Below are 20,961 nucleotides of genomic sequence, written 5' to 3' on the forward strand. Positions count from 1 at the left end.
TTGCACCTCTGCTGGGGTGCCCTCGGCCAGCTTCTCCCCATAGTGCATTACCACCACCCGGTCTACCAGTCCCATCACCAGATCCATATCGTGATCCACCAGCAACACCGTGACCCCTTCGTTAACCAGCCTGCGAATCAGGGCTGCAAACTGGCGCTTTTCTCCGGCCCTGAGCCCGGCAGCGGGTTCATCTAGCAGCAACACCTCGGGCCCTGAGGCCAGTGCGCGGGCAATCTCCAGCAGGCGCAACTGCCCGATGGCCAGTCCATCGGCCTTCTGGTGGGCAATCTGGGCTAGCCCGACCCGGTTCAGGGCCTGGTATGCTTCTACCAAAGCCGCGTTCTCCTCGCCTTTAGACAGTCCAAACATCGAAGCTACAATGCCTCTTTGGGTGCGGGCGTAGGTGCCCAGGGCTGCGTTTTCCAGTACCGTCATTTCGGGAAACAGGTGGGGATGCTGAAAGGTACGGGCAATCCCCAGCTTGTGTACTTGATAGGGCATCCGGCCTGCAATGGGCCGGCCCTTGAAGCTAACACTGCCCTCGCTGGGAGCATAAACCGAGGTAATCATGTTGAAGCAGGTAGACTTTCCCGCCCCGTTGGGCCCGATCAGGGCCAGAATCTCACCCCGGCGGAGCTGGAAATTCATACCATTTACCGCTAGCAGGCCACCAAAGCGTTTGGTCAGGTTGTCCACTTCCAGCACAACCTCTCCGGCCTGCCCTGCGGCCAGCCGGGTCGGCAGACCGTTGCCTGTCGGGTCTTGCGGTCTGGCCCTGGGGAGATAGCGCTCGATGAAGGGCCACAAGCCCTTGGGAGCAAACATCAGAATGAGCACCAGAATCAGGCCATAGGCGATGATCTCATAGTTGCCGGTGCGCCCAAAAATCTGGGGCAACACCACCTTGAGCATCTCCTCGAGGCCCGTCACCAGCCCCGAACCCAGTATTACCCCCGGTATGCTGCCCACCCCACCTGCTACGGCAGCAATCAGGTACTTGATAGAGGCATCCAGGCTGAAGGGGGTGGGGCTGATGAATTTCTGGTAGTGCACGTACAGCCAGCCCGCGACCCCGGCATAGATGGCCGAGAGCACGAAGACCTGGAGCTTCAAGACCGCCGGATTGACCCCAAAGCTGGCGGCGGCAATCGCATCCCCTTTGGAAGCCCGCATGGCCCGCCCGATGCGGCTGCTGGTCAGGTTCCAGGCCGTCCAGGCTCCCAGCAACACAAAAAACCAGGCCAGATAGAAATAGCTCCTCGAGTCGCCCAGTTGCCAGCCAAAGATTGAAATGGGTGGAATCCCACGCAGGCCGGTATGCCCCCCGGTCAGGCTGATCCAGCTCCCCATCAAAATAAACAGCGCCATGCACCAGGCAATGGTCGAAAGGGGCAAATAGTGCCCCTTGAGACGGGCGGTAATCCCGCCCAACAGCACTGCTCCACCCACCGCCATCAGCACCCCCAGCGGCAGGGTCAGCCAGGGGCTCCAGCCCTGGCCAATGGTCAATAGAGCGCTGGTGTAGGCCGACAGCCCCATGAAAGCGGCCTGCCCAAAACTGGTCATGCCCGACAGGCCGGTTAGCAGGTAGAGCCCCAGCGCGACCAGGGCTCCGAACGCGACATAGTTGCCGATGGTCAGATAGAACGAGGTCGGGGGCAGCAGCAAAGGCACAACCAGCAGCAGCGCCACCGCCAGCTGCGTCAAGGGGGAGGATTTCATGCTACCCATCACTCCTCCTCCCCAATCTCGTGACTGCGCAGGCTACGCCAGAATAGTATTGGCAGCAGCAGAGCAAACACGATGGCGTCCTTGTACGCGCTGGCCTGGAACGCAGCCCAGGACTCCAGTGCTCCTACCAGCAGGGCTCCCACCACCGCCAGCGGGTAGCTGACCAGGCCCCCCAGAATCCCGGCCACAAAACCCTTGAGCCCCAGCAAAAAGCCCTGAAAGTAGGCTGGTGAAATCAGGGGGGCCAGCAGCATCCCGCTGATGCACACGATTAGGGTGGCGATGCCAAAGGAGACATACCCGGCCTGGCTGGGGCTGATACCCAGAAGCCGGGCCCCGTAGCGATTGACCGCGCAAGCCCGCAAAGCCTTGCCATAGATACTGCGGGTGAAAAACAGGTAGAGCCCCAGCATTGCCAGGAGTGCAAACCCATACACCAGGAAAGCCTGGTTGTTGACCGGTACCAGCCCGATGGTGGTTTGCCCGGTCAAAATAGCCGGTAAACGAAATTGCTCGGGGCCAAAAAACACCAATCCCAGCCCCATATAGGCAAAGTGCAGACCCACCGCAATGATCAGGTAGGTGAGCACACTGGCGTTCCTGGCGGGCTCAAAAAACAGCCGGTAGGAGGCGGGGCCGATGGGCAGTACCACCAGGATGGCAAAAATCCAGCCCAGCCAGATCGGGACGCCCTGCGCACCCCACCAGGCCGTGCCCATCACACCCAGGGCACCCAGAATAAGCAAACCGGCTCTTCTTGGATTCGATCGCTCTAAAATGGCCCACCACAGGAGCATGGCTGCCGCAAGCCAGGCTGTGCCTGGGATCTGGCCCTGCAGGTCTAGCCCACTCACCTCGGAGGGTAAAAACCACACATAGGTCAGGGGGGCAAAAACCAGGAATTCCCCTAGCGGAACCAGGATCACCCGCGTGACGGCAAACACCAACACCAGCGAGAGTGCCAGCAGGGCATAGATGGTGCCATTCTGCAAGGCGTCGGCGACAAGAAAAGATAAGATAGTCCAATCCATAACGATGCAGTTAGCTTATAGCCAGATAGCCCATGGCCCATAGCTGATAGCCAGGGTTTGTTTTGGCTATGAGCTATGGGCTATTGGCCGGGGGCCTCTTACCTGAAGGTTCTCAACAGCCTCCAGTCCAGCTTCCCGTTGGGGTCTCGCACGATTTCGACCATCACGGCGGCCTCGTTGAAGCGCAGGCCCAGGTGGTCGGTGGGGGACATATTGAAGATGCCGTGGGTTCCGACCACGTTGCGGGTGGCCTCGAGTTCATCGCGCACGGTTCGGCGGAAGGCCGCCAGGTTGGTGGGTTGTTCGCGGCGCAGGGCCCGCTCGAGGGCCGGGCGCAGGATGGCCCAGGCATCGTAGGCGTGTCCTCCAAAGGTCGAGAAGCTCCCGATCCCGAACCGGGCCTCGTACATCTGCACATAACTGGTGGCTACCTGGCGGTTGGGGAAGCCAGCGGGCAGCTGGTCAAAGACCAGTACCGGGCCAGCCGGCAGGCGTGTGCCCACCACAAACTCACCCCCTACCCGCAAAAAATCGGGGTTGGCTACACCATGGGTCTGGTAGATCAGGCCCCGGTAGCCACGTTCGCGCAGGGTGCGCTGAGGCAGTACGGGGGCGGTACCCGAACCTCCAATCAAGACCGCATCGGGGTTTCTGGCCAGGATGCGCAGCACCTGCCCGGCCACCGAAGTATCGGTGCGGGCAAAGCGCTCGGAGGCGACCACCTGGATCCCGGCCTCGCGGGCGGCGGCCTCAAAAGCCCGCGCCCAGCCTTCGCCGTAGGCATCGTTGAAGCCGATGTAGGCCACCGAACGAATATTCGAGGCCTGCATATCCCGCACGATGGGAATGCTCATCTGCTGCTCGGTCTGGGGGGTCTTGAAGACCCAGCGCCGCTTTTCGTCTACCGGAAAGACGATCTCGAGGTTGGCAGCCATCGAGATCTTGGCAACGCCGGCCTCGGCCACCGGGTCAATCATGCCCAGGCTGGCTGGGGTGGTGGTGGTGCCGATGATGGCCAGCACCTGGTCTTCCTGGATCAGGCGCCGGGTGGCCCGTACCGCCTGAGTGGTATCGGAAGCATCGTCAATAACAATGAGCTGTACTGGGCGTCCTGCCACGCCACCGCGTCGGTTGACCTGTTCTTCCAGCATCACCAGGGTGTTCCGCTCGGGGATGCCCAGGCTGGCCGCTGGGCCAGTAGTCGAAACCACCACCCCGATCTTGAGCGGTGCCTGCTGGGCCAGTCCCAGTCCCAGTCCAAGTGCCAGTAGTCCTACCAGAGCCTGCTTCATGATGCCTCCTTCGTCGTGCTGGTTTGTGAATCTCCCTCATCTGCGCCCTGGGGTGTTTGATGGGGCGAGGATAGACTCCCAAAGGTTTCAAGGCCTGCTGCCACCATCCGGCGCAGCAGAGGGTGCGGACGGTAACGATCCTCGCCCAGCTCGGCATGCAGCCCTTCCAGGGCCCGCAAAACCGGCTTGAGCCAGATATGCCCGGCCCATTCCAGGGGGCCCAGCGGATAGCCGGTGCCCAGGCGCATGGCCCGGTTCAGGTCGGCAGGTCTGGCCACTCCTTCTGCCAGCGCCGACACGGCCTCGTTGATGAGCAAGGCCAGGATGCGGAATCCGACCCCGCCGGGCTGGTCGGGAAGAACCAGGGTGTTGTATCCGTGGGCGGTGAAATAGGTTTGTGCGAGCCTTACTGCTTGACTGGAGCCCGATAGGGGGGTAAAGAGTTCGACGATGGCTTGCTTGCCGGCAGGAGGAACCAGACTAAACCCCGCCACCATGCGGCCCCGAAACTCGGCCTGCACGGTGCTGGCGGAGTGCGCCCAGACCAGCGAGACCACCGGCAGGTTTTCGAAAAAGTCGTGTTTGCGTTCAAGCTTGACCCGGCAGTCCAGCACAAACTGGGCCTCGGCCATACTTTCGGTGTGCCTGAATCTGGCCCGGAGTTCTTTGGCGAGTGGGTTGGGGCCAATGATGATGGGGAGGGGGATGTCTTTGGGCTGAGGCGTAGGGGGTGTGGGGAGAGGCGGAGGCCCAGGGGGATAGCTATACCAACCCTGGTTGGTTTTGCGCCCCAGCATCCCGGCGGCGACCCGTTGGTATTGCCATGGGTGGGGCCGGTAGCGGGGTTCGCCATAAAAACTCTGGTACACGGAGGTCGTGGCGGCATAGTTGACATCCAGCCCGATCAGATCCATCAGCTCAAAAGGCCCCATCGGGAAGCCCATGCCGCGCATAATCCAGTCCAGGTGCTCCTTGGCAATGCCTTCCCCATGCAGTTTCAAGGCCTCGCCATAGAAGGGACGGGCCACCCGGTTCACCAAAAAGCCAGGAGCGTCTAATACCTTTACCGGCTCCTTGCCCCAGCCTCGCATCAGTTGCAACACCCGCTCGAGGGCAGGCTCGGCGGTTCGCAGACCCCCCACCACCTCGACGAGTTTCATGCGCTGGGCGGGGTTGAAAAAATGCAGCCCCAGCACCCGTTCGGGGCGGTTGACCTTGCTGGCAATGGCCGAGATGGAAAAAGTGGAGGTGTTGGTAGTAAGGATACTGTCGGGATTGAGTTCGCCCAGTTTTTCCAGCAGCTCTTGTTTGAGCTCGAGCTTCTCCGGTGCTGCTTCGATGACCAGCTCGGCTTTGGCACAGTCCTCCAGCGACCGGGTAGGGTGAATGCGGGCCAGGGTTTCTTCCACCGTGCCCGGTAAGCGCCCTTTATCGGCGCTTTTATGCAGGTCGGCGTGAATCTCGGAGAGGGATTGCTCGAGGGAGGCTGGGTAGGGGTCGTAGAGCCAGACCGAATGCTGGGCTATCGCCGCAACCTGCGCGATGCCACGTCCCATCGTTCCAGCCCCCAGAACCGCTACCGTTTCCTTCACCCGGCCTCCTCCAAACAAACAAACACTTGTTTGTCTAACTTTACATTGGGCGTAAGTCTAATCGCAGTTTTTTCCGGTGTCAAGGCTCTAAACCAGAATTTTCCCAACCCATCCCGCCTTTGATCCTCGGTCAGCTGCACAGCCGTCAGCACCTTTGCTCGCCCACTCCCCCCACCCATCAGCACCCGCATGAACAGGATCCGAATGCGGATGATGATAGCGGCGAAGACCAGCAATCCCCGGCGGTTGTCCATTGAGGTTCTTCCGCACGACACCCTTCAGTAGCCGTACCTGCCCCTGGGTAAAAGATCCCCTTGGAGGCCCTCGAGGCGGTCGGAACCCGCTAAGTATCTCCCCGTTAGGAATTTGCTCTACCCGTAGAGGTCTGGCAACAGAGCCGCGCCGACGCAAACCCCAGCAGTGCTGTGCGTAAAACCATCCCCGAAATTTCTATCGTGGCGTGTTAGACCATCCCCACTGAACCAAAACGATACAAGACCTGTCTCTGGTCTGGCCGGTAGCCCCCCTCCCTGAGCAGTTGCACGGCCTGGGGCGGGAGCGGCTTGATGGGGCTCTGGGTGCTGGCAGCCGAGAAAGTCGCCGGATCTTGGAAGATGGACTTGATATCGTTGTAGCGGGTGACGACCCAGTAGTCCAGCTCGGGGCTGTAGAACACCGGCTCCTCTCGGCGGGCCCGGGTCAGAAAGGGGTAGGGGTCGGCCAGGTAGGGATCTTTGAAGGGGTTGAATTCGGTTCCCAGGCCCGTCACGGGGCAGTTGCCAGGGGCTGGTGTGGGAGTGTGGGCCTGTTTATCATCAAGTTTCATCGGGAGTCTCCTCTCAGATCACATGCTGCGGCAGCCCGTGCAATTCGGACTCCAGAGCCTGCACCCAGCCACCCTCGAAGGCCTCCATAAGGCTTCCTTCCAGAAACCAGCTCCTGGGAGTTTTGGCCCCCCACAAGGTCTGGCGACGGGGGTCGTTGAGGCTCCAGCGGATCGGCTCAAAGTCGGGGTCTACGGTGCTGTAGTCGGAGGTATAAAGTTCGATGCGGTGTCCGTCGGGGTCGCGCAGATAGAGAAAGAAAGCATTTGAGATGCCGTGTCTGCCGGGGCCGCGCTCAATGGCGTCGGTCTGCATGGCCCCCGCCAGAATGTCGCAGGCGCGGATGATGCTCAGGGCGTCGGGCATCCAGTAGGCAAAGTGGTGCAGCCGGGGGCCAGTGCCGTTGGTAAAGGCCAGGTCGTGGACGTTGCCCTTGCGGTGAATCCAGGCGGCCCAGATTCTGCCGTCATCGCCCTCGGTATACTCCGACATGCGGAAGGCCAGATGGTTCATGTACCAGCGGGTTATGGCCTCTACCTGGGGACTCGTTACATTGATATGGTCTATGCGCTGGAGACCAGGCCCCTTGTGCAGGTCGTAGCGCTGCAACAGCCAGGGATATTTCTGGCTTTCTGCGTAAAATGTCACCGGAATCCCGAAGGGGTCTTGCAGCCGAAGCAGCCTGGGCCGGTCTTGCTCGACCTCCCAGCGGTAGGGGAGGTTCTGGGATTCGGCCAGCTCGGCCAGCAGTTGCAGATCGAGGTCGCCTGCCACCCGGTAGCCCAGGTGCTTGATGCCAGGTTGAGACGCTCGCTCGAGCTTCAGGGTCCACTCGCGATCCTCGGTGCCGCGCAGGTACAAAGCATCCCGGCTTTCGTGTAGAACGTTGAGGCCCAGCAGATCCACATAAAAATGGCGGGAGCGCTCGAGGTCGGTCACATAAAAGACCCCGTGTCCGATGCGGATTACATTTGGAATCTGGGTCATACAGTCTCACCTCACATCAGGGCAGTTGGCGGTAGCCTCGGTTCCAGTACAGCAGCGGCCTGACTTCTTCTCCCAGGGCCACTTTTTCGACCTCGCCCACCACAATCTGGTGGGTTCCGCCGGGGTAGATGGCCCAGGTCTTGCAGTAGAGCGTGGCCAACGCTCCCCTGAGCACCGGGCTTTCCTCTTGTGTAAGAGGTTCGTAGCCTTCAATCGGACGGCCAGCAAAATGGGCCGAGGTATGCTCGTGGCCTTCTGGCAACAGGTTCACGGTAAAGTGTCCGGCCTTTTCCAGGATGGGCCAGAGGTGGGCGGTCTCGGCGATGCAGACCAGGATCAGCGGAGGTTCCAGGCTGACACTGGTGAAGCTGCTGGCGGTCATGCCCCTGGCCTCATCGCCATAACGTGCAGCAATTACCGTGACCCCGCTGGGCCAGTGGCTCATGACCTGGCGGAGCTGGTCGCGGAGAGAGGGTTCAGTGGTTTCCATATGGCTCCCGCCGATAGCCGATAGCTTATAGCTGAGAGCGAAACGGCTTTGGCCGTAAGCTTTCGCTACAAGCCATCAGGGTTAGTCGCTGGCGACTGCCTCCGGCTGGGCCTGCTGCTTCCAGCCCAGGAAATCCCTGATGCGCTGCTTGTAGGGCTCTTTATCGTAGGCGGCAAACAGCGTCTGGTACATGCGTACCGGGTCGCCAAAGAAGAAACGCTCGTACAGGGTCTGGCGTGCACCGAATCCACTGATGGTCATATCCCAGGCCAGGCGGAAAAGTTGTACACGCTCGCGGGCCGGCAGGGTAGCGGACTGCAAGAATTTTTCCAGATACTGCCCCACCGGCGAGTCAAAATCGGCCTCGGAGGGCAGGGTAATCATTCCGGAGGCTCCGATCTGGTGGACGATCTCGTTGATGCGCGGGTAGAGCCGGGGATAGAGGTTCCGGGCTCCATCTATGGCTCCCCGATCCGGGCATAGCAGGCCGTACTTGTTGAGCCTGGCATCCAGTTCGGCCCTGGCCCAGAAGCCCTTCATGGCCTCGAGGTAAACAATTACTTCGGCGATTTTCTCCTGCACATGCGGGAAGGTGTCGGCCCCGATGGTCTCGCCAATCAGCGAAACCAGCCCCAGAAAGGCCTCGGTCTTGGCAGTTTTGAGCACCACCACCTGGTGGGCCATCTGCATAAGCGCACCGGTTTCAGCATAGGCAGTATTGCAGCGTTGTAAATCGCCCAGGATGAAGATGCGCTCTTTCGGTACAAACACATCGTCGAAGACCGTGAGACAGTCCATCTCATCTAGGCGGCTTCCCAGTGGGTGATCGTAAGCAGAATCACCGGCAACAAGGCTCTCACGGCTGATGAAGTGCAGCCCCGGGGTACTGGTCGGGATGGCGAAGGCCACCGCATATTTGTCGGCCCCTGGCCCTTCCTTGAGCAGTGTGGAGGGGAAGACCAGCAGCTCGTCGGCGGTGGGGAGGGTGGACAGCATTCGTGCCCCCCGTACCACAATGCCCGCTCCGTTCTGGCTCACCACGCCCAGCGGGATAAAGGGGTCGGGCTGCTCGAGGTTTGATTTTGCTCGGTTAACCTGCGGGTTGGTCAGGCAATGGGTCGTACAGAGGTCGTGCTCGCGCACGTGTTGCACATAGCGGCGCACGTTTTCGGCGTACTCGCCAAAGAAATCGGCGCTCTGCTCGAAGGCCATCAGCACCGCATTCAGATAATCCGGACTGCGGCCCATCATGCCCAGATTGGCATCGGCCCAGAGCTTATAGGCCGCACTGCGCTTTGCCAGATCTTCTTTGGTTCTGGCAGGCAGCAGGCTCATGGCGTAGCGCTGACCATTGTCCTCGTAGGTGAGGATGTCGCGGTAGCGCAGGTCGTGCTGCATCTCGTAGAGCCGCGCCACCGACTGGGTGATGCCTTTGAACACCGGATGGAGGGTGGGGTCTTCTATTTTCTCACCCTTGTACCAGATGTTGGGTGGGCTGGCCCTTAGAGCGTCCAGGTACTGCTTACCGGTGCGTGCCATGATTCCTCCTGAAACCAACCCCCCACCCTGCCCTCCCCCGCGTAGGGGGAGGCGATAGTGGTGGCTGGGTTATTTGCGTTACGGGGCTTGATTTGAGAGATAATGAACCCCGGTGACGGATAGAGAGTTTGGTGAACTCGCCCGAGGGCTGCGGAAGCGTATGACCCCCGATGAGCGCCTGCTGTGGAAGTGTCTCAAGCGCAACCAGCTGGGCGTGGCCTTCCGCCGTCAGGAGCCGATGAGGCCATACATTGTGGACTTTGTTTGCTTTGAGAAGAAGCTGATCATTGAACTGGATGGCAGCCAACACGCGGACAGCCCGACGGACAAAGCTCGAGACGAGTTTTTTGAGCAGCGGGGCTTCCGAACCCTTCGCTTCTGGAACGGGGACGTGAAAACCAACCTCGAGGGTGTGCTGGAGACCATCCGACATGCCCTCGACGAGCCGTAACGCTAACTCCCGTGCCATTCTCACTTCCCAAACTGCGGAATGGGGTGCTCGGTCAGTGGCACCGCAATGTGCTTGAGTTCGGTGTAGAACTCGAGGCTATGCTCCCCGCCCTCGCGGTGGGTTCCACTAAACTTTACCCCGCCAAAAGGGGTGGGCAGGTGGCGGACGTTGTGGGAATTAATCCAGGTCATGCCGGCTTCCAGGTGCAGGGCCACACGGTGCGCACGCGATACGTCTTTTGTCCAGACGTACGAAGCCAGCCCGTACCGGGAGTCGTTGGCTTTTTCCAGTGCATCCGCTTCATCTTTGAACCTAATTGCCGCCAGGATGGGGCCAAAAATTTCCTCCTGGGCTATTACGTGGTGGTTCTCGGCCACAAACAGTCCAGGCCGCACATAGTTGCCTTCATGCCCTACCCGTTCACCGCCATAGACGTGTCTGGACTCCCGCCTGCCAGTCTCCACGTACTCCATCACGCGGTCAAAATGCTCGGGGTGAATCAGCGGCCCCACTTCGGTCTGGGGGTCTAGCGGGTGGCCCACCTTCACCCTGGCTGCTCTTGTGGCTACCCGGCTTACAAACTCGTCGAAGATGGTCTCCTGAACCAGTGCGCGGCTGTTGGCGGTGCAGCGCTCGCCGTTGAAGCTGTAAATCTGGAACACTGTGGCATCCACGGCGCGGTCCAGGTCGGCATCGTCAAAAATTACAGCGGGGGACTTTCCACCCAGTTCCAGGCTCAGTCGCTTGAGCTGTTCGGCAGCGTTTCTGGTGATGATGCTGCCGGTGGTGGTCTCGCCGGTAAAGGCGATGAGTGGCACCTCGGGGTGTTTCACCAGCGCGTCACCGGCTTCTTCGCCGAAGCCCTGCACCACGTTGAATACCCCCGGCGGCAGGTCGGCCTCCTGCATAATTTCGGCCAGCTTCCAGGCGGTCAGGGGCGACCACTCGGCGGGTTTGAGCACCACGGTGTTGCCGAAGGCCAGTGCGGGGGCGATGCGCCAGGTGGAGAGCATCATAGGGGCGTTCCAGGGGGTGATGATGCCGCAAACGCCCACCGGCACGCGCACCGAGTAGTTGAGCCAGTCGCCGTCTACCGGATAGGTACGCCCATCCATGGTGCGCTCGGGGTACTCGGCATAAAAGCTGAAGTTCTCCGCCGCCCTTGCCACCTGGGCTCGCACGATCCGCAGGGGCTGCCCCGCGTCCAGGCACTCCATTACCGCCAGCTCGTCGCCGTGCTTTTCCAGCACCTCGGCGATCTTTAGCAGATACTGCTTGCGTGCCTTCGCATTGAGTTTCCACTTGCCAAAGGCGGCTTTGGCAGCCTTAGCAGCTTTGTCCACGTCTTCGGCGTGGCCTTTGTAGGCTTTGGCCAGGAGCTGGTTGTTGGAGGGGTCTAAGCTCTCGAACAGCTCTTCTCGCTCCCCCGGTACAAACTCACCGGCGATGAAGTGCCTGACTCCACTGGCCGCAATCTTCTGCCGCACCTGAGTAATAAACTCAGGGCTGATGGGCTTGGTTTTCTCGGCGAGTTTCATGGTCGGATCTCCTTGTACAATAACGGTATGGTTGTGGTGCGGCAAAAAGTGGTGGTAAAGAAAGACGGGCAGATTGAGCTAAACTCGCCGGAACTGCTGGAGGGCGCAACCGCCGAGGTGATAGTGCTGATAGAAGCTACAGCTAAGGCGCCCAGCCTGGAGAGTTTGCTCGGAAAGGCCAGCGGCAACTTTGGCTCCAGGGCCGAAGCCGATGAGCATATCCGTAAGGAGCGCGACACTTGGATATCCTGAGCCGGATTGCAGGCCGAAAGACCTATCTGGATGTTAATGTTTTTATATACGCGCTTGAGGGCTTCCCCGAGGTTAGTCACGCTCTTGAGACATTGTTCAAGGCGATTGACAGTGCTGCCATTCAGACTGTCACCAGTGAGCTGGCATTGGCGGAAGCGTTGATAAAGCCTATTCAGAACACAAATATTCAACATCAAGCCTTTTACGAGATGGCCATTCGCAGCCGAAGGGGGCTTGAGGTTGTGCCGGTTTTGCGGACGATTTTGCTCGAGGCCGCTCGTTTGCGGGGAACAACTGGACTCAAGCTGCCCGATGCCATTCATCTGGCAACAGCCCTGAGCAGCGGTTGCGAGGTGTTCCTGACCAACGACCACCGAATTAAGCATGCCGGTCTCAAGACGCTGCTCTTGCAGGACTTTGCGAGGTGAAATCATAGCACCAGCGACCTGTCGCCTTCCTCACCGATCAACGGCTCGGCTTTGTCGGTCTCCCACTCGATAGCGTTTTCCAGCGCACCCAGGCCCTCGATCTCCATCCGCATTACATCTCCCGGCTGCACCTGCGAGATGCCCCTGGGGGTTCCAGTCAGGATTACGTCGTTTTGCTCTAAGGTCATAAAGCGGCTGATGAACTCGAGTACTTCGGGAATCGAGAAAATCATGCCCTGAGTGGTGGCCTCCTGGCGCAGCTGGTTGTTCACATAGGCCCGCATCGTCGCATGGTGGGGGTCGGGGATTTCGTCGGCAGTCACATAGTATGGCCCCAGCGGCCCGAAGGTGTCCCAGCCTTTGCCCCGGATGGGCGGGCGGAAGAGGTTGGTCACGTAGTCGCGCACCACCAGGTCGTTGGCGATGGTGTAGCCACCCACGTAGTCCATGGCATCTTTGGCCTTGATCCGACGCATGTTTCGTCCCACAATGACCGCCAGTTCGCACTCGAAGTGCATAAACTTTGCCCCCTGTGGGTAGATCACCGTGCCTTTGTGGGGCAGCAGGGTAGTGTTGGGCTTCCAGAACAGGGCTGGTTCGGCAGGGCGCTTCAGGCCGAACTCGTCGGCGTGCTCGGCAAAGTTCAGGGCTAGCGCGATCACCTTGCCAGGCTGCACCGGCAGCTGCCACTGCACCTGGTCGGGGTGGTGGGCCTCACCGGCATGGTCAACCAGCATCCCGTCTTGCAGATGCCCCTGCAACGGACGGCCTTTGGATATGAAGCGGGCGAGTTTCATAGAAGAATGTCCAGGGTGGAGGATCCAGGGTCGAGGGCCAAAAGACGAGGGAGGCGGTTGGCGCTAGACCCTTGACACTTGACCCTCGACGGCGCGCAGCGCTCAGACATACTGTTTCCCCGTCGGGTCTGGCAGAACTTCGCGGCCTTTGGGTTCTGGCGAAATCAGGCCGTAGGTCTCGGCCATGCGGCGCAGGCGGGCCTCGATCTCGGGGGTGGTGGGGCCCAGGGGCTCGCGCCACTCCTTTTGGCACAGGCCCATCCAGGAGAGCACAGTTTTGAGCGGGATGGGGTTGGTGTCCCAGAAGACGGCGTCGTTGGCCTGAAGCCCATGATAGTGCAGCTCCAGGGCTTCTTTGTACCGGCCTTCCAGCGTGAGCTGACACATCTGGGCGGTCTCGCGGGGCAGCCAGTTGGCGGTAGCGGCGATGGTGCCGACCGCACCCACACACATCATCGGGAAGGTCAGGGCCTCGAGGCCGCAGTAAACAGAAAAATCCCGGCCCACCTTTCGCAGCAGCTCCGAGACGTACTCGACATCCTTGGAGGAGTGCTTGATGCCGACGATATTTTTGAAGTCGCGGCGCAGTCTGGCCACGGTCTCGATCTTGATCTCGATACTCGAGCGCCCCGGAATGTTGTACAAAATTACCGGTATCTCGGGCACGGCCTGGGCGGTCTGACCAAAAAAACGGTAGAGCCCCTCCTGGTTGGGCTTGAGGTAGTAAGGGGTGATAACCAGGGCACCCTGGGCCCCCATTTTGTGGGCAGCCCGGGTGATTTCCAGGGTCTCGTCCAGCCGCAGGGTTCCGGTGCCGGCCAGTAGCGGAAGGCGGCCCCGGATGATGCGCAGCGCCAGCTCGATCAGGTATTTTCGTTCCTCTACGCTCAGGGTGCCGGGCTCGCCGGTGGTTCCCCCCACGCTCAGGGCGTGTGAGCCGGCTTCAATCTGCCGCTCGATGAGCTGTTCCATGGCGGGCTGGTCAATTGCACCGTTCTTGAACGGGGTAACCAGGGGTACGATGCTGCCTTTGAACTCAAACATTGTGCTCCTTCGCCAGTGTGTGACCCAGGCTGTTTACAGACCTACCGAGATAGTTAATATGTTAAGTAAAACTGTAGCATAGTTTGAAGGCTTTAGTACAATTGTCCCTCCAGGGTACCTACGATGACTCCGACCCTCCCGAAAGAACCTTCCAGCCGACTTTTGCGTGACCTCACGCACTCATTGCCGATGGCCTTGCTGCGCACACGCGAAGCGGTGGTGCAGCGCTTCCGGGTAGTGCTTTCCCAGTACGGTCTAACCGAGCAGCAGTGGCGTATCTTGCGGGCACTGGAAGGGCGGGAGGGGTTGGAAATCTCGCTTCTGGCCGAACAGTGCCAGATTCAACTGCCCAGCATGACCGGCATCTTGAAGCGAATGGAAAGCCGGGGACTGACGCGGCGCAAAGCCAACCATGCCGATGGTCGCAGTATCCTGATCGCTCTAACCGTTGAATCGAAAGCCCTGGTCGAGCGGATCAAGCCCCAGATCGTGGAAGTCTATGCGGAAATCGAGCGGATCCTGGGCAGGCGAAAACTCGAGCAGCTCTATGCGCTACTGGAGGAGTTGGAAAATGGGTTGGGAACTGCTTCCGAACCCTGTTGACCCAGCCCATTGAGTGTACCCGGGTTGCTGAACTGCTTCCTGGCCGCCTCAGGGTTTCCTGAACCGGTACGCCCACTACGGTAGGCACCCTAAAGTTCTCAGGTATAGCCCTTGCTTCAGAAGATCGGGGCGGAAGGCGGTAGCCGGAAGGGTGTGCTGGGATTCACCGACTTTCCGAATCTGCCGAGAGCGCTTCGATCAAGGGTAATTCCAGAGGCTGAAACTCCTCCCGGAGCATGCCGTAGAGGTGAACATCCTCTCTGATTCCCTGGCGGGTCTCGTGCTGGCGCAGGATGCCCTCTCGAACAAAGCCTATTCTCTCGACCAGGTTTCGCATGCGGGCATTGGAGCTGTGAATTTCGGCAGTGATCCGATCCAAGCCCAGCTCGGTAAAGCCATGCTCGAGCATCTGGAGGCCCGCGGCATACCCTACGCCCTGCCCCCGGTGCACCTCGTCGCCGATGGCGATTCGCAGCCGGGCCCGCCGTTCCAGTGGATTGAGTTCGCGCAAATCCACAAAACCCACCAGATGGCCTTCGGGGTACTGCGCGGTCTTAACCACAATCCCTTTGCGAATCAGGTCTGCCGGTGGATTGTTGATCAACCGGACAAACCAGTCCTGCAACTGCTCCGCCGGCAACCCTACCGGCCAGCCATTGGCCAGGCAAAAAGCTTCATCCCGGCTCCACTCCAGGACGCGGGCCAGATCGCTTATAGCCAGTGGGCGCAGTTGCACTTCCAACATGACTTCCCTACCTTACAACCCCTTCCAACTATGCAGGGTGAATTCCGCCCGAATTTACGCCAGGTCATCGGTTTTTATGCCCTGTTCACGCAGTAAGCCTGTACCAGGAAACGGTGGTTCGTTCGGGGTTTATCTTGCTGCATGTTGCGGTAGTGTTGAAGAGCTAAGCACGCGCTAAAGCGGGGGTTGAAAGGGGTAGCTTTGACGCCTCGAGACGCTCATTGCGGGGTGTTTCAGCACAAATACAAACCGAGAGTAGACCACTCATCCGCGTCCGTAGTGGACGCCTCGAGACGCTTGTTTCGGGGCGCACCGCTGCTGGTACGCCGGTGGGCAGTACAAAGCCTCTCCGCGTCCGTAGTGGACGCCTCGAGACGCTTGTTTCGGGGCGCACCGCTGCTGGTACGCCGGTGGGCAGTACAAAGCCTCTCCGCGTCCGTAGTGGACGCCTCGAGACGGGCGCGCTACCCTTGAGGGGTTGTGCTGCGCCAGAAGCCCCAGGTACTCCTCCGGTTGAGCAAAGGTGAAAAATCCTTTGGCGAGCGGGTCTTGTTCAAAGATGCCAACCTCTGGTTGGAGCCGAGTGAGCGGGTTGCTTTGATCGGGCCAAATGGGGCTGGAAAAAGTACCCTGTTCCAGGCCCTGAGCGGACGCTTGCCCCTCGATCAGGGCAGCCTGTTACGGCCCACCGGTGCGAAGGTGGTCTACCTGCCACAGGACTTTCGACCCACCGGCTCCAGCGTGTATGCCCTGGCCCTGGCCATCACGCCCCTGCACCGGGCCGAACTCGAGCTGCAACACACCCCGCCCGAGGCTGCGGGTGAGGTCTGGAGCCGCATCCGCGAGCTTTCCTTCTGGAAAGGACGGGTGGCCCGAACCCTGGCCGATTTTGGCCTGGGTGCGCTCTGGGAGCAACCAGCCGAACAGCTTTCGGGTGGAGAAGCGGTTCGTTTGGGGCTGGCTATGACCTTTCTTTCCAGCGCCGAGGTGTTGCTGCTCGATGAGCCGACCACCCACCTCGACTTGAAGATGCGGCTGCGCCTGGAAGAGCTACTGCTCGAGTATCGCGGTGCAGTGGGCTTTATCTCCCATGACCGGGCCCTGGTCTCGAGGGTCGCCACCACCGTCTACCACCTCGAGGCAGGGCACTTGTTCCGAGTTGCGGGGGGCTATTCGACGTATCTGCTGGAGCGTGAACGTATCCGGCGTACCCTGGATAAAGCCCGTCATGAAGCTGAAAAAGAGCGCAAGCGTCTGCTCCAGTCCATTCCAGATCGGCGGCGGCCTGGCTCGGATCGCCGGGCCCGCGAGAAGGCTTTGCTGCAAACCAGGGCCGGACGCATTCACGTGCCCGATCCGCTTCCCCCCGAGCGTCGCTGGAGCCTGGAAATCGCCGCCGAGGGGACACCGAGCCTGGTGCTCGAGGCGAAGGAGCTGGCGAAGTCTTATCCGAGCCGGGAAGAAGGAGATTTGCGGAGGGTTATTCGCAACGCAACGCTACGGATTTTCCGTGGCGACCGCATCGTGCTGGTAGGGGCCAACGGGGTGGGCAAGACCACCCTGCTGCGCTTGCTGCTTTCCAGGGAACTGCCGGACGCGGGTGAACGGACTCTGGGCTATGGCGTGAGCACTGCCTACCTTGACCAGTTGTATCACGGTTTGGAGCCAGAACAGCCGCTCTTTGCCCAGTTTTCCAGCCGATTTGGCGAGATGCGGGCTGCGGCTTTGTTGGGTCGTATGGGTTTCAGGCCCCCGCACTGGAACCATGTACCCCGCAGCTTTTCTGGTGGTGAGCGGGCCAGGGCTGGGCTGGCTTTGCTGGGAGCTTTGCGGGCAGGTTTGCTGGTGATGGACGAGCCCACCAACCACTTAGAACTTGAACTCCTGGAGGCCCTCGAGCGTGCCCTGACCGACTTCCCCGGCACCCTGCTGTTCGTCTCGCACGACCGCGAACTGGTTCGGAAGGTGGCTACGAGGTACTGGGGCCTCGAGGCCGGGGTGCTGGTGGAATACCCCAGCTATCCCGAGGCCGAGGCCGCTATGCTGGGTAAGCCCGCCGTACGCCAGAGCCCTTATGGGGAGCTGCCCCAGGGGGAGGAGAAACCGGTCGAGGAACGCGACCTCGAGGACGAGCGCATGGCTTTGCTCGAGCGCCTGAGCGAAACCGAGCAGACCGACCGGGGCCGCTTACGTCTGCGGGCCGATTTACTCGCCCTCGAGGAGGCCCTCCAGCGAAAGTATGCCCAGGACTATTTCCAGCCCTACCCCTATTTGCACCGGGTTTGCCAGCAGGGCCTGGAAGTCTTTGCCGATGTCGAGCTGGATTTGTGGCGCTTCTGGCACCTCGACGAGGCTATTAATGGGGAGTTTTCGGGTCGCGTGCTGACCCTTGAGGGCAGGGCCAGCCCCCGTTTCCTGCGGGCTATCCTGCGCATCGCTTTTGAGCTCGAGGACGTTGCGGTGGTGCGTTATGGCCAGCAGGGTTTTGGCCGCAAAACCTATCTGAAGCAGTTTGCCACCGGTGCAGTTGCGATCCCGGCATCGCAGGCCAGGTCATTCGGGCGACGCAGTAAGCGCAGGAAAACCAGGCCAGGGCCGGGTTCCTTGCGGGGTTAAGCGACGGTTCTAGGGCTTTAGTTGCAGGTTTTTGGATCTGCACTCGTCTGGTTTGAATCTCACAGGGCGTATCGGAACCCCAGACCAGGTTTTTTTCCCCGGTCTTTGACCATTGACTTTCGACTGTACCTGGATGGGTGCTAAAAAAACTTGTTCTCAGACCCTCGATTGGAGCCGGAATCCTCAATTTTGCGCTTCGCGCACCTGGCGCTTGATACGGGTTAGTACAGCCTGTAAGCCCCGCAGCCGCAGGGGGGTGATGATTTCTTCGAGCTTGGCCAGGGTATAGAAATCTTCCGGTACGCTCAACACAGCCTCCCGGCTTTCACCTTCCAGCCCTTCGGCCAGCAACCCAGCAAAAGCTCGAACGGTAGGGGCTTCTTTGGGGGCATCAAAAAAAAGGTGCACTATGGAACCCTCCAGCTCGGCGTGGACAAAAAAGGGGGTAGTACACTCGTGAACCTGCTCGAGTCTGCCCTGCATTCCCTCGGGCAGCGGAGGCATCTTCTTGGCAAACGCCAGCAGCATCTCGGTCTTGATAACCTTGGGTGCACTTCCCAGCATCTGCACTACACCCTGTAATTTAGTGGGCAACAGGGCCAGGCGTTCTTCGGCGGTCATAAACAACAGAGTAAGGGGTAGGGGAGGAAGGGTCTAGGGTTTTGTTCACGATGCGGCGAACACCACTCTAGCGGTACCAACTTGAGCAAATCCCAACCCAGGAGGGTGTAATTACGCACCTGCCTGGCCTGGCGGCCCCAGGTTCAGGGGCAAGCCCTGGGCCGCTTTTTTGCTACCGTCGCATACAGCGCACTTCGGGTGCGAGCCTCCCCGAACCAGGTGGTCGTAGATTTGCGGGTAGGACGAGCCCTTTTCAGCAAGGCTGCTCATCGGGACAGCACAACCTCGAGGATGCTTCAGGGTGCTTGGGCTACGGTAAATGAGCTGCTTTCGCCCAGGGACATGTTGAATTGTTCTGGGATACCAGGAGGATCACTTGCGATATTGCTGGAGGCAGCGTATACCTCCACCGCATACGAATCGGTGGTGTTCAGGTTCAGGTTGCTAAAAGCAGTGTTGTTGGACGTTACGGAATTGCGGGCGACCACGCTGCCACTGCTGCGATTAACCAGACGCACCAGATATGCGTTTGCACCACTTATGTGGTTCCAGGAGGCCGAGACGTTCGTGGTGGTTGGACTGGCTCCCACTGTAACGGTGGGACGTGCCAGGACACTATTTGCATCAATATTGAGGGTGACCTGTTCAGTTTTGCCATCTATCGTCGCTGAAAAGACGTAACTCCCGCTGTTGAGAGCGCGGCTGGCATCCCAGCTATACTCCCACCAAACCCCCGATAGCGAGCGAGCCGATGAACTTTGCAGGATAATGGTCTCGTTGTAGCCTCCTGGCCCGCTCACATTTATGCTGAAGCTGTTGGGATGTTGCTGAGGGCGCAGAACCAGCACATAGGCTCTCCCGGTAGTGGCAGCGCTGTAGGTTCCAATGGAAGCTTGAAGCTTGACGGTAGGTGCGCCCTGGCAACCGGCCAGAAGACCCATCACTGCGATTCCGGCGAGTAGAGAGTAGAGTTTCACGCTTCACCTCAAGGTCGTAGCCTAAAACAAAAATGTGAGAGCAGCAAAACGCCCCTCTCACATCTTGCGAACCTGTAAGGGATCAGTCCAGGAAATCGCGGAGCTTTCTGGTGCGTGATTCGTGGTACTTGAGTTTGCGCAGGGCTTTGTTCTCGATCTGGCGGATGCGCTCGCGGGTCACGCCAAAGTAGGCGCCCACTTCTTCCAGGGTGTGCTCCCGCCCATCAATCAGGCCCTTGCGCAGCTTGAGCACCATCGCTTCACGCTCGGAGAGCTTGCCAAGGGCTTTTTCCAGCTCCTCCGACAACATGCTCTGGGCGGCGGAGTCTACCGGCGAGGCCATGTGCTCGTCGGGGATGAAGTCCCCATAGAAGCGGTCCTTTTCGTCGCCGATGGGGGTCTCGAGGCTCACCGGCTCCTGGGCAATTTTGAAGGTCTCCTCGACCTTTTTGGCGTCCCAGCCAGGCCCCATGGCCTCGGCAATTTCCTCGTAGGCCGGCTCGCGGCCCAGCTCCTGCTGCATCTGGCGGGCGGTGCGGGTCAGCTTGTTGATGGTCTCGACCATATGCACCGGGATGCGAATGGTACGGGCCTGGTCGGCAATAGCCCGGTTGATGGCCTGGCGGATCCACCAGGTGGCGTAGGTGGAGAACTTGTAGCGGCGCTTGTACTCGAACTTCTCCACTGCCCGGATCAGGCCCTGGTTGCCCTCCTGGATCAGGTCGAGGAAGGAGAGGCCGCGCCCGGTGTACTTCTTAGCAATCGAAACCACCAGGCGCAGGTTGGCCTCAATCAGATGCTGGCGACAGATTTCACCGTCACGGGCGATGTGCAGGTGGCGCTTGACCATGCGATCCAGCAGCCTGAGGCGGGCATCTACTGCCTGCACGGTATCGGGGTCAATGCGCAGCTCGGTTCCAGGAATGTTGCTTACCCGGCTGCTACCCTGCACCTGACTGCGCAGCACATGGCGGATCAGCTCGGCTTCCAGTCCGGTCTCTTCGGCCAACCGCTGGGCAGCCGCTACTCCATCCTCGACGCGGCGGGCCAGGTCAATTTCTTCTTCCAGCGTCAGGAGGGGCACCTGACCGATTTCGTGAAGGTACTGCCGTACCGGGTCGGAGGTGGAGATGCGCGGCAGGGGCAGGTCGTCTTCGACTTCCTCTTCGGCCTCTTCGACCGGGAGCGTGCCCAGGGCAAAGTCCGGCTCGAGGATTTCGATTTCCTCGAGGTCGCCCTCCAGCACTTCCTCACCGATTTCCTCATCTACCAACACCACGGCTGGCTTGCCGGCTTTGGGGGTGGGGGGCACCAGATCGCCGAGGTCGGGCCCGGCCTCGAGGTCGGCGATATCGGCCATCTCGATCTCTGGGGCCTCGAGTTCACCAGCATCCATGGCCAGG

Annotated in this window: 21 protein-coding genes; 5 read left to right on the plus strand and 16 right to left on the minus strand. The window is 60.1% G+C overall.

The window, feature by feature from the left end:
* The 9 genes from Q0288_RS09940 to hpaB form a co-directional block, all read right to left on the minus strand.
* Positions 1-1,722: branched-chain amino acid ABC transporter ATP-binding protein/permease (locus Q0288_RS09940; protein ID WP_299429942.1), on the minus strand; the 1,722-nt coding region annotated here is incomplete at its 3' end.
* 8 nt (positions 1,723-1,730) lie between these two features.
* A complete protein-coding gene (locus tag Q0288_RS09945; protein ID WP_299429944.1) occupies positions 1,731-2,762 on the minus strand; it encodes a branched-chain amino acid ABC transporter permease in 1,032 nt (343 codons plus the stop codon).
* Positions 2,763-2,860: 98 nt separating this feature from the next.
* Positions 2,861-4,054 (minus strand): ABC transporter substrate-binding protein, encoded by a 1,194-nt coding sequence (locus Q0288_RS09950; protein ID WP_299429946.1) that lies wholly within the window; start codon positions 4,052-4,054, stop codon positions 2,861-2,863.
* The gene (locus Q0288_RS09955; RefSeq protein WP_299429948.1) at positions 4,051-5,646 is read right to left on the minus strand and encodes a 3-hydroxyacyl-CoA dehydrogenase NAD-binding domain-containing protein; all 1,596 of its coding nucleotides are present in this window, start codon (positions 5,644-5,646) and stop codon (positions 4,051-4,053) included. The genes Q0288_RS09950 and Q0288_RS09955 overlap by 4 nt, the downstream gene beginning before the upstream one ends.
* The gene (locus Q0288_RS09960; protein ID WP_299429950.1) at positions 5,643-5,900 is read right to left on the minus strand and encodes a hypothetical protein; all 258 of its coding nucleotides are present in this window, start codon (positions 5,898-5,900) and stop codon (positions 5,643-5,645) included. Before Q0288_RS09960 ends, Q0288_RS09955 begins: the two co-directional genes overlap by 4 nt.
* A gap of 209 nt (positions 5,901-6,109) precedes the next feature.
* Positions 6,110-6,472 (minus strand): hypothetical protein, encoded by a 363-nt coding sequence (locus Q0288_RS09965; protein WP_299429952.1) that lies wholly within the window; start codon positions 6,470-6,472, stop codon positions 6,110-6,112.
* 13 nt (positions 6,473-6,485) lie between these two features.
* The gene (gene hpaD / locus Q0288_RS09970) at positions 6,486-7,457 is read right to left on the minus strand and encodes a 3,4-dihydroxyphenylacetate 2,3-dioxygenase (RefSeq protein ID WP_299429954.1); all 972 of its coding nucleotides are present in this window, start codon (positions 7,455-7,457) and stop codon (positions 6,486-6,488) included.
* A gap of 16 nt (positions 7,458-7,473) precedes the next feature.
* Positions 7,474-7,947, minus strand: a complete 474-nt coding sequence (hpaC, locus tag Q0288_RS09975; RefSeq protein ID WP_299429956.1) for a 4-hydroxyphenylacetate 3-monooxygenase reductase subunit — start codon at positions 7,945-7,947, stop codon at positions 7,474-7,476.
* A gap of 81 nt (positions 7,948-8,028) precedes the next feature.
* The gene (gene hpaB / locus Q0288_RS09980; protein ID WP_299429958.1) at positions 8,029-9,486 is read right to left on the minus strand and encodes a 4-hydroxyphenylacetate 3-monooxygenase, oxygenase component; all 1,458 of its coding nucleotides are present in this window, start codon (positions 9,484-9,486) and stop codon (positions 8,029-8,031) included.
* Positions 9,487-9,598: 112 nt separating this feature from the next.
* Here hpaB and Q0288_RS09985 point away from each other — a divergent pair, with 112 nt between their 5' ends.
* Complete coding sequence (locus Q0288_RS09985) at positions 9,599-9,937, plus strand: endonuclease domain-containing protein (protein ID WP_299429960.1); 339 nt, start codon at positions 9,599-9,601, stop codon at positions 9,935-9,937.
* A gap of 20 nt (positions 9,938-9,957) precedes the next feature.
* On the opposite strand, the gene hpaE is transcribed toward Q0288_RS09985, so the two are convergent.
* On the minus strand, positions 9,958-11,475 hold the full coding sequence (hpaE, locus tag Q0288_RS09990; RefSeq protein WP_299429962.1) for a 5-carboxymethyl-2-hydroxymuconate semialdehyde dehydrogenase: 1,518 nt from the start codon (positions 11,473-11,475) through the stop codon (positions 9,958-9,960).
* Positions 11,476-11,502: 27 nt separating this feature from the next.
* On the opposite strand from hpaE, the gene Q0288_RS09995 reads away from it, so the two are divergent.
* Positions 11,503-11,727, plus strand: a complete 225-nt coding sequence (locus tag Q0288_RS09995; protein ID WP_299429964.1) for a hypothetical protein — start codon at positions 11,503-11,505, stop codon at positions 11,725-11,727.
* Positions 11,715-12,155, plus strand: coding sequence for a type II toxin-antitoxin system VapC family toxin (locus Q0288_RS10000; protein ID WP_299429966.1), 441 nt, complete (start codon positions 11,715-11,717; stop codon positions 12,153-12,155). Before Q0288_RS09995 ends, Q0288_RS10000 begins: the two co-directional genes overlap by 13 nt.
* Positions 12,156-12,157: 2 nt before the next feature.
* On the opposite strand, the gene Q0288_RS10005 is transcribed toward Q0288_RS10000, so the two are convergent.
* Positions 12,158-12,952, minus strand: coding sequence for a fumarylacetoacetate hydrolase family protein (locus Q0288_RS10005; RefSeq protein WP_299429968.1), 795 nt, complete (start codon positions 12,950-12,952; stop codon positions 12,158-12,160).
* Positions 12,953-13,054: 102 nt separating this feature from the next.
* Positions 13,055-13,996 carry a 2,4-dihydroxyhept-2-ene-1,7-dioic acid aldolase gene (gene hpaI / locus Q0288_RS10010; RefSeq protein ID WP_299429970.1) on the minus strand — a complete coding sequence of 314 codons (942 nt, stop codon included), beginning with the start codon at positions 13,994-13,996 and terminating at the stop codon, positions 13,055-13,057.
* Positions 13,997-14,119: 123 nt separating this feature from the next.
* Between hpaI and hpaR the strand changes: the two genes are divergently transcribed.
* The gene (gene hpaR, locus Q0288_RS10015; protein WP_299429972.1) at positions 14,120-14,599 is read left to right on the plus strand and encodes a homoprotocatechuate degradation operon regulator HpaR; all 480 of its coding nucleotides are present in this window, start codon (positions 14,120-14,122) and stop codon (positions 14,597-14,599) included.
* 163 nt (positions 14,600-14,762) lie between these two features.
* Here hpaR and Q0288_RS10020 read toward each other — a convergent pair whose 3' ends face one another.
* The gene (locus Q0288_RS10020; protein ID WP_299429974.1) at positions 14,763-15,344 is read right to left on the minus strand and encodes a GNAT family protein; all 582 of its coding nucleotides are present in this window, start codon (positions 15,342-15,344) and stop codon (positions 14,763-14,765) included.
* Between the two features lie 480 nt (positions 15,345-15,824).
* On the opposite strand from Q0288_RS10020, the gene Q0288_RS10025 reads away from it, so the two are divergent.
* On the plus strand, positions 15,825-17,960 hold the full coding sequence (locus tag Q0288_RS10025) for an ATP-binding cassette domain-containing protein (protein ID WP_299429977.1): 2,136 nt from the start codon (positions 15,825-15,827) through the stop codon (positions 17,958-17,960).
* A 183-nt stretch (positions 17,961-18,143) separates the two neighbouring features.
* Here the strand turns inward: Q0288_RS10025 and Q0288_RS10030 are convergent, their stop codons facing one another.
* The 3 genes from Q0288_RS10030 to rpoD form a co-directional block, all read right to left on the minus strand.
* Positions 18,144-18,581 carry a SufE family protein gene (locus Q0288_RS10030; RefSeq protein WP_299429978.1) on the minus strand — a complete coding sequence of 146 codons (438 nt, stop codon included), beginning with the start codon at positions 18,579-18,581 and terminating at the stop codon, positions 18,144-18,146.
* 296 nt (positions 18,582-18,877) lie between these two features.
* Positions 18,878-19,558: a hypothetical protein gene (locus Q0288_RS10035; RefSeq protein ID WP_299429980.1), complete on the minus strand. Its 681-nt coding sequence runs from the start codon at positions 19,556-19,558 to the stop codon at positions 18,878-18,880.
* Positions 19,559-19,640: 82 nt separating this feature from the next.
* Entirely contained in the window at positions 19,641-20,954 is a 1,314-nt protein-coding gene (gene rpoD, locus Q0288_RS10040) for an RNA polymerase sigma factor RpoD (RefSeq protein WP_299429982.1), read from the minus strand.
* Positions 20,955-20,961 lie beyond the last annotated feature (7 nt).

Source organism: uncultured Meiothermus sp., assembly GCF_937863175.1.
In the GTDB taxonomy this organism is placed as follows: Bacteria; Deinococcota; Deinococci; order Deinococcales; family Thermaceae; genus Meiothermus.

Excerpts from the sequence above, each read along its gene's own strand:
- Q0288_RS09945 (WP_299429944.1), bottom strand. The coding sequence starts at position 2,762 with ATGGATTGGACTATCTTATCTTTTCTTGTCGCCGACGCCTTGCAGAAT.
- Q0288_RS09950 (WP_299429946.1), bottom strand. The coding sequence starts at position 4,054 with ATGAAGCAGGCTCTGGTAGGACTACTGGCACTTGGACTGGGACTGGGA.
- Q0288_RS09960 (WP_299429950.1), bottom strand. The coding sequence starts at position 5,900 with ATGGACAACCGCCGGGGATTGCTGGTCTTCGCCGCTATCATCATCCGC.
- Q0288_RS09965 (WP_299429952.1), bottom strand. The coding sequence starts at position 6,472 with ATGAAACTTGATGATAAACAGGCCCACACTCCCACACCAGCCCCTGGC.
- hpaD (WP_299429954.1), bottom strand. The coding sequence starts at position 7,457 with ATGACCCAGATTCCAAATGTAATCCGCATCGGACACGGGGTCTTTTAT.
- hpaC (WP_299429956.1), bottom strand. The coding sequence starts at position 7,947 with ATGGAAACCACTGAACCCTCTCTCCGCGACCAGCTCCGCCAGGTCATG.
- hpaB (WP_299429958.1), bottom strand. The coding sequence starts at position 9,486 with ATGGCACGCACCGGTAAGCAGTACCTGGACGCTCTAAGGGCCAGCCCA.
- hpaE (WP_299429962.1), bottom strand. The coding sequence starts at position 11,475 with ATGAAACTCGCCGAGAAAACCAAGCCCATCAGCCCTGAGTTTATTACT.
- Q0288_RS09995 (WP_299429964.1), top strand. The coding sequence starts at position 11,503 with ATGGTTGTGGTGCGGCAAAAAGTGGTGGTAAAGAAAGACGGGCAGATT.
- Q0288_RS10005 (WP_299429968.1), bottom strand. The coding sequence starts at position 12,952 with ATGAAACTCGCCCGCTTCATATCCAAAGGCCGTCCGTTGCAGGGGCAT.
- hpaI (WP_299429970.1), bottom strand. The coding sequence starts at position 13,996 with ATGTTTGAGTTCAAAGGCAGCATCGTACCCCTGGTTACCCCGTTCAAG.
- hpaR (WP_299429972.1), top strand. The coding sequence starts at position 14,120 with ATGACTCCGACCCTCCCGAAAGAACCTTCCAGCCGACTTTTGCGTGAC.
- Q0288_RS10020 (WP_299429974.1), bottom strand. The coding sequence starts at position 15,344 with ATGTTGGAAGTGCAACTGCGCCCACTGGCTATAAGCGATCTGGCCCGC.
- Q0288_RS10030 (WP_299429978.1), bottom strand. The coding sequence starts at position 18,581 with ATGACCGCCGAAGAACGCCTGGCCCTGTTGCCCACTAAATTACAGGGT.
- rpoD (WP_299429982.1), bottom strand. The coding sequence starts at position 20,954 with ATGGATGCTGGTGAACTCGAGGCCCCAGAGATCGAGATGGCCGATATC.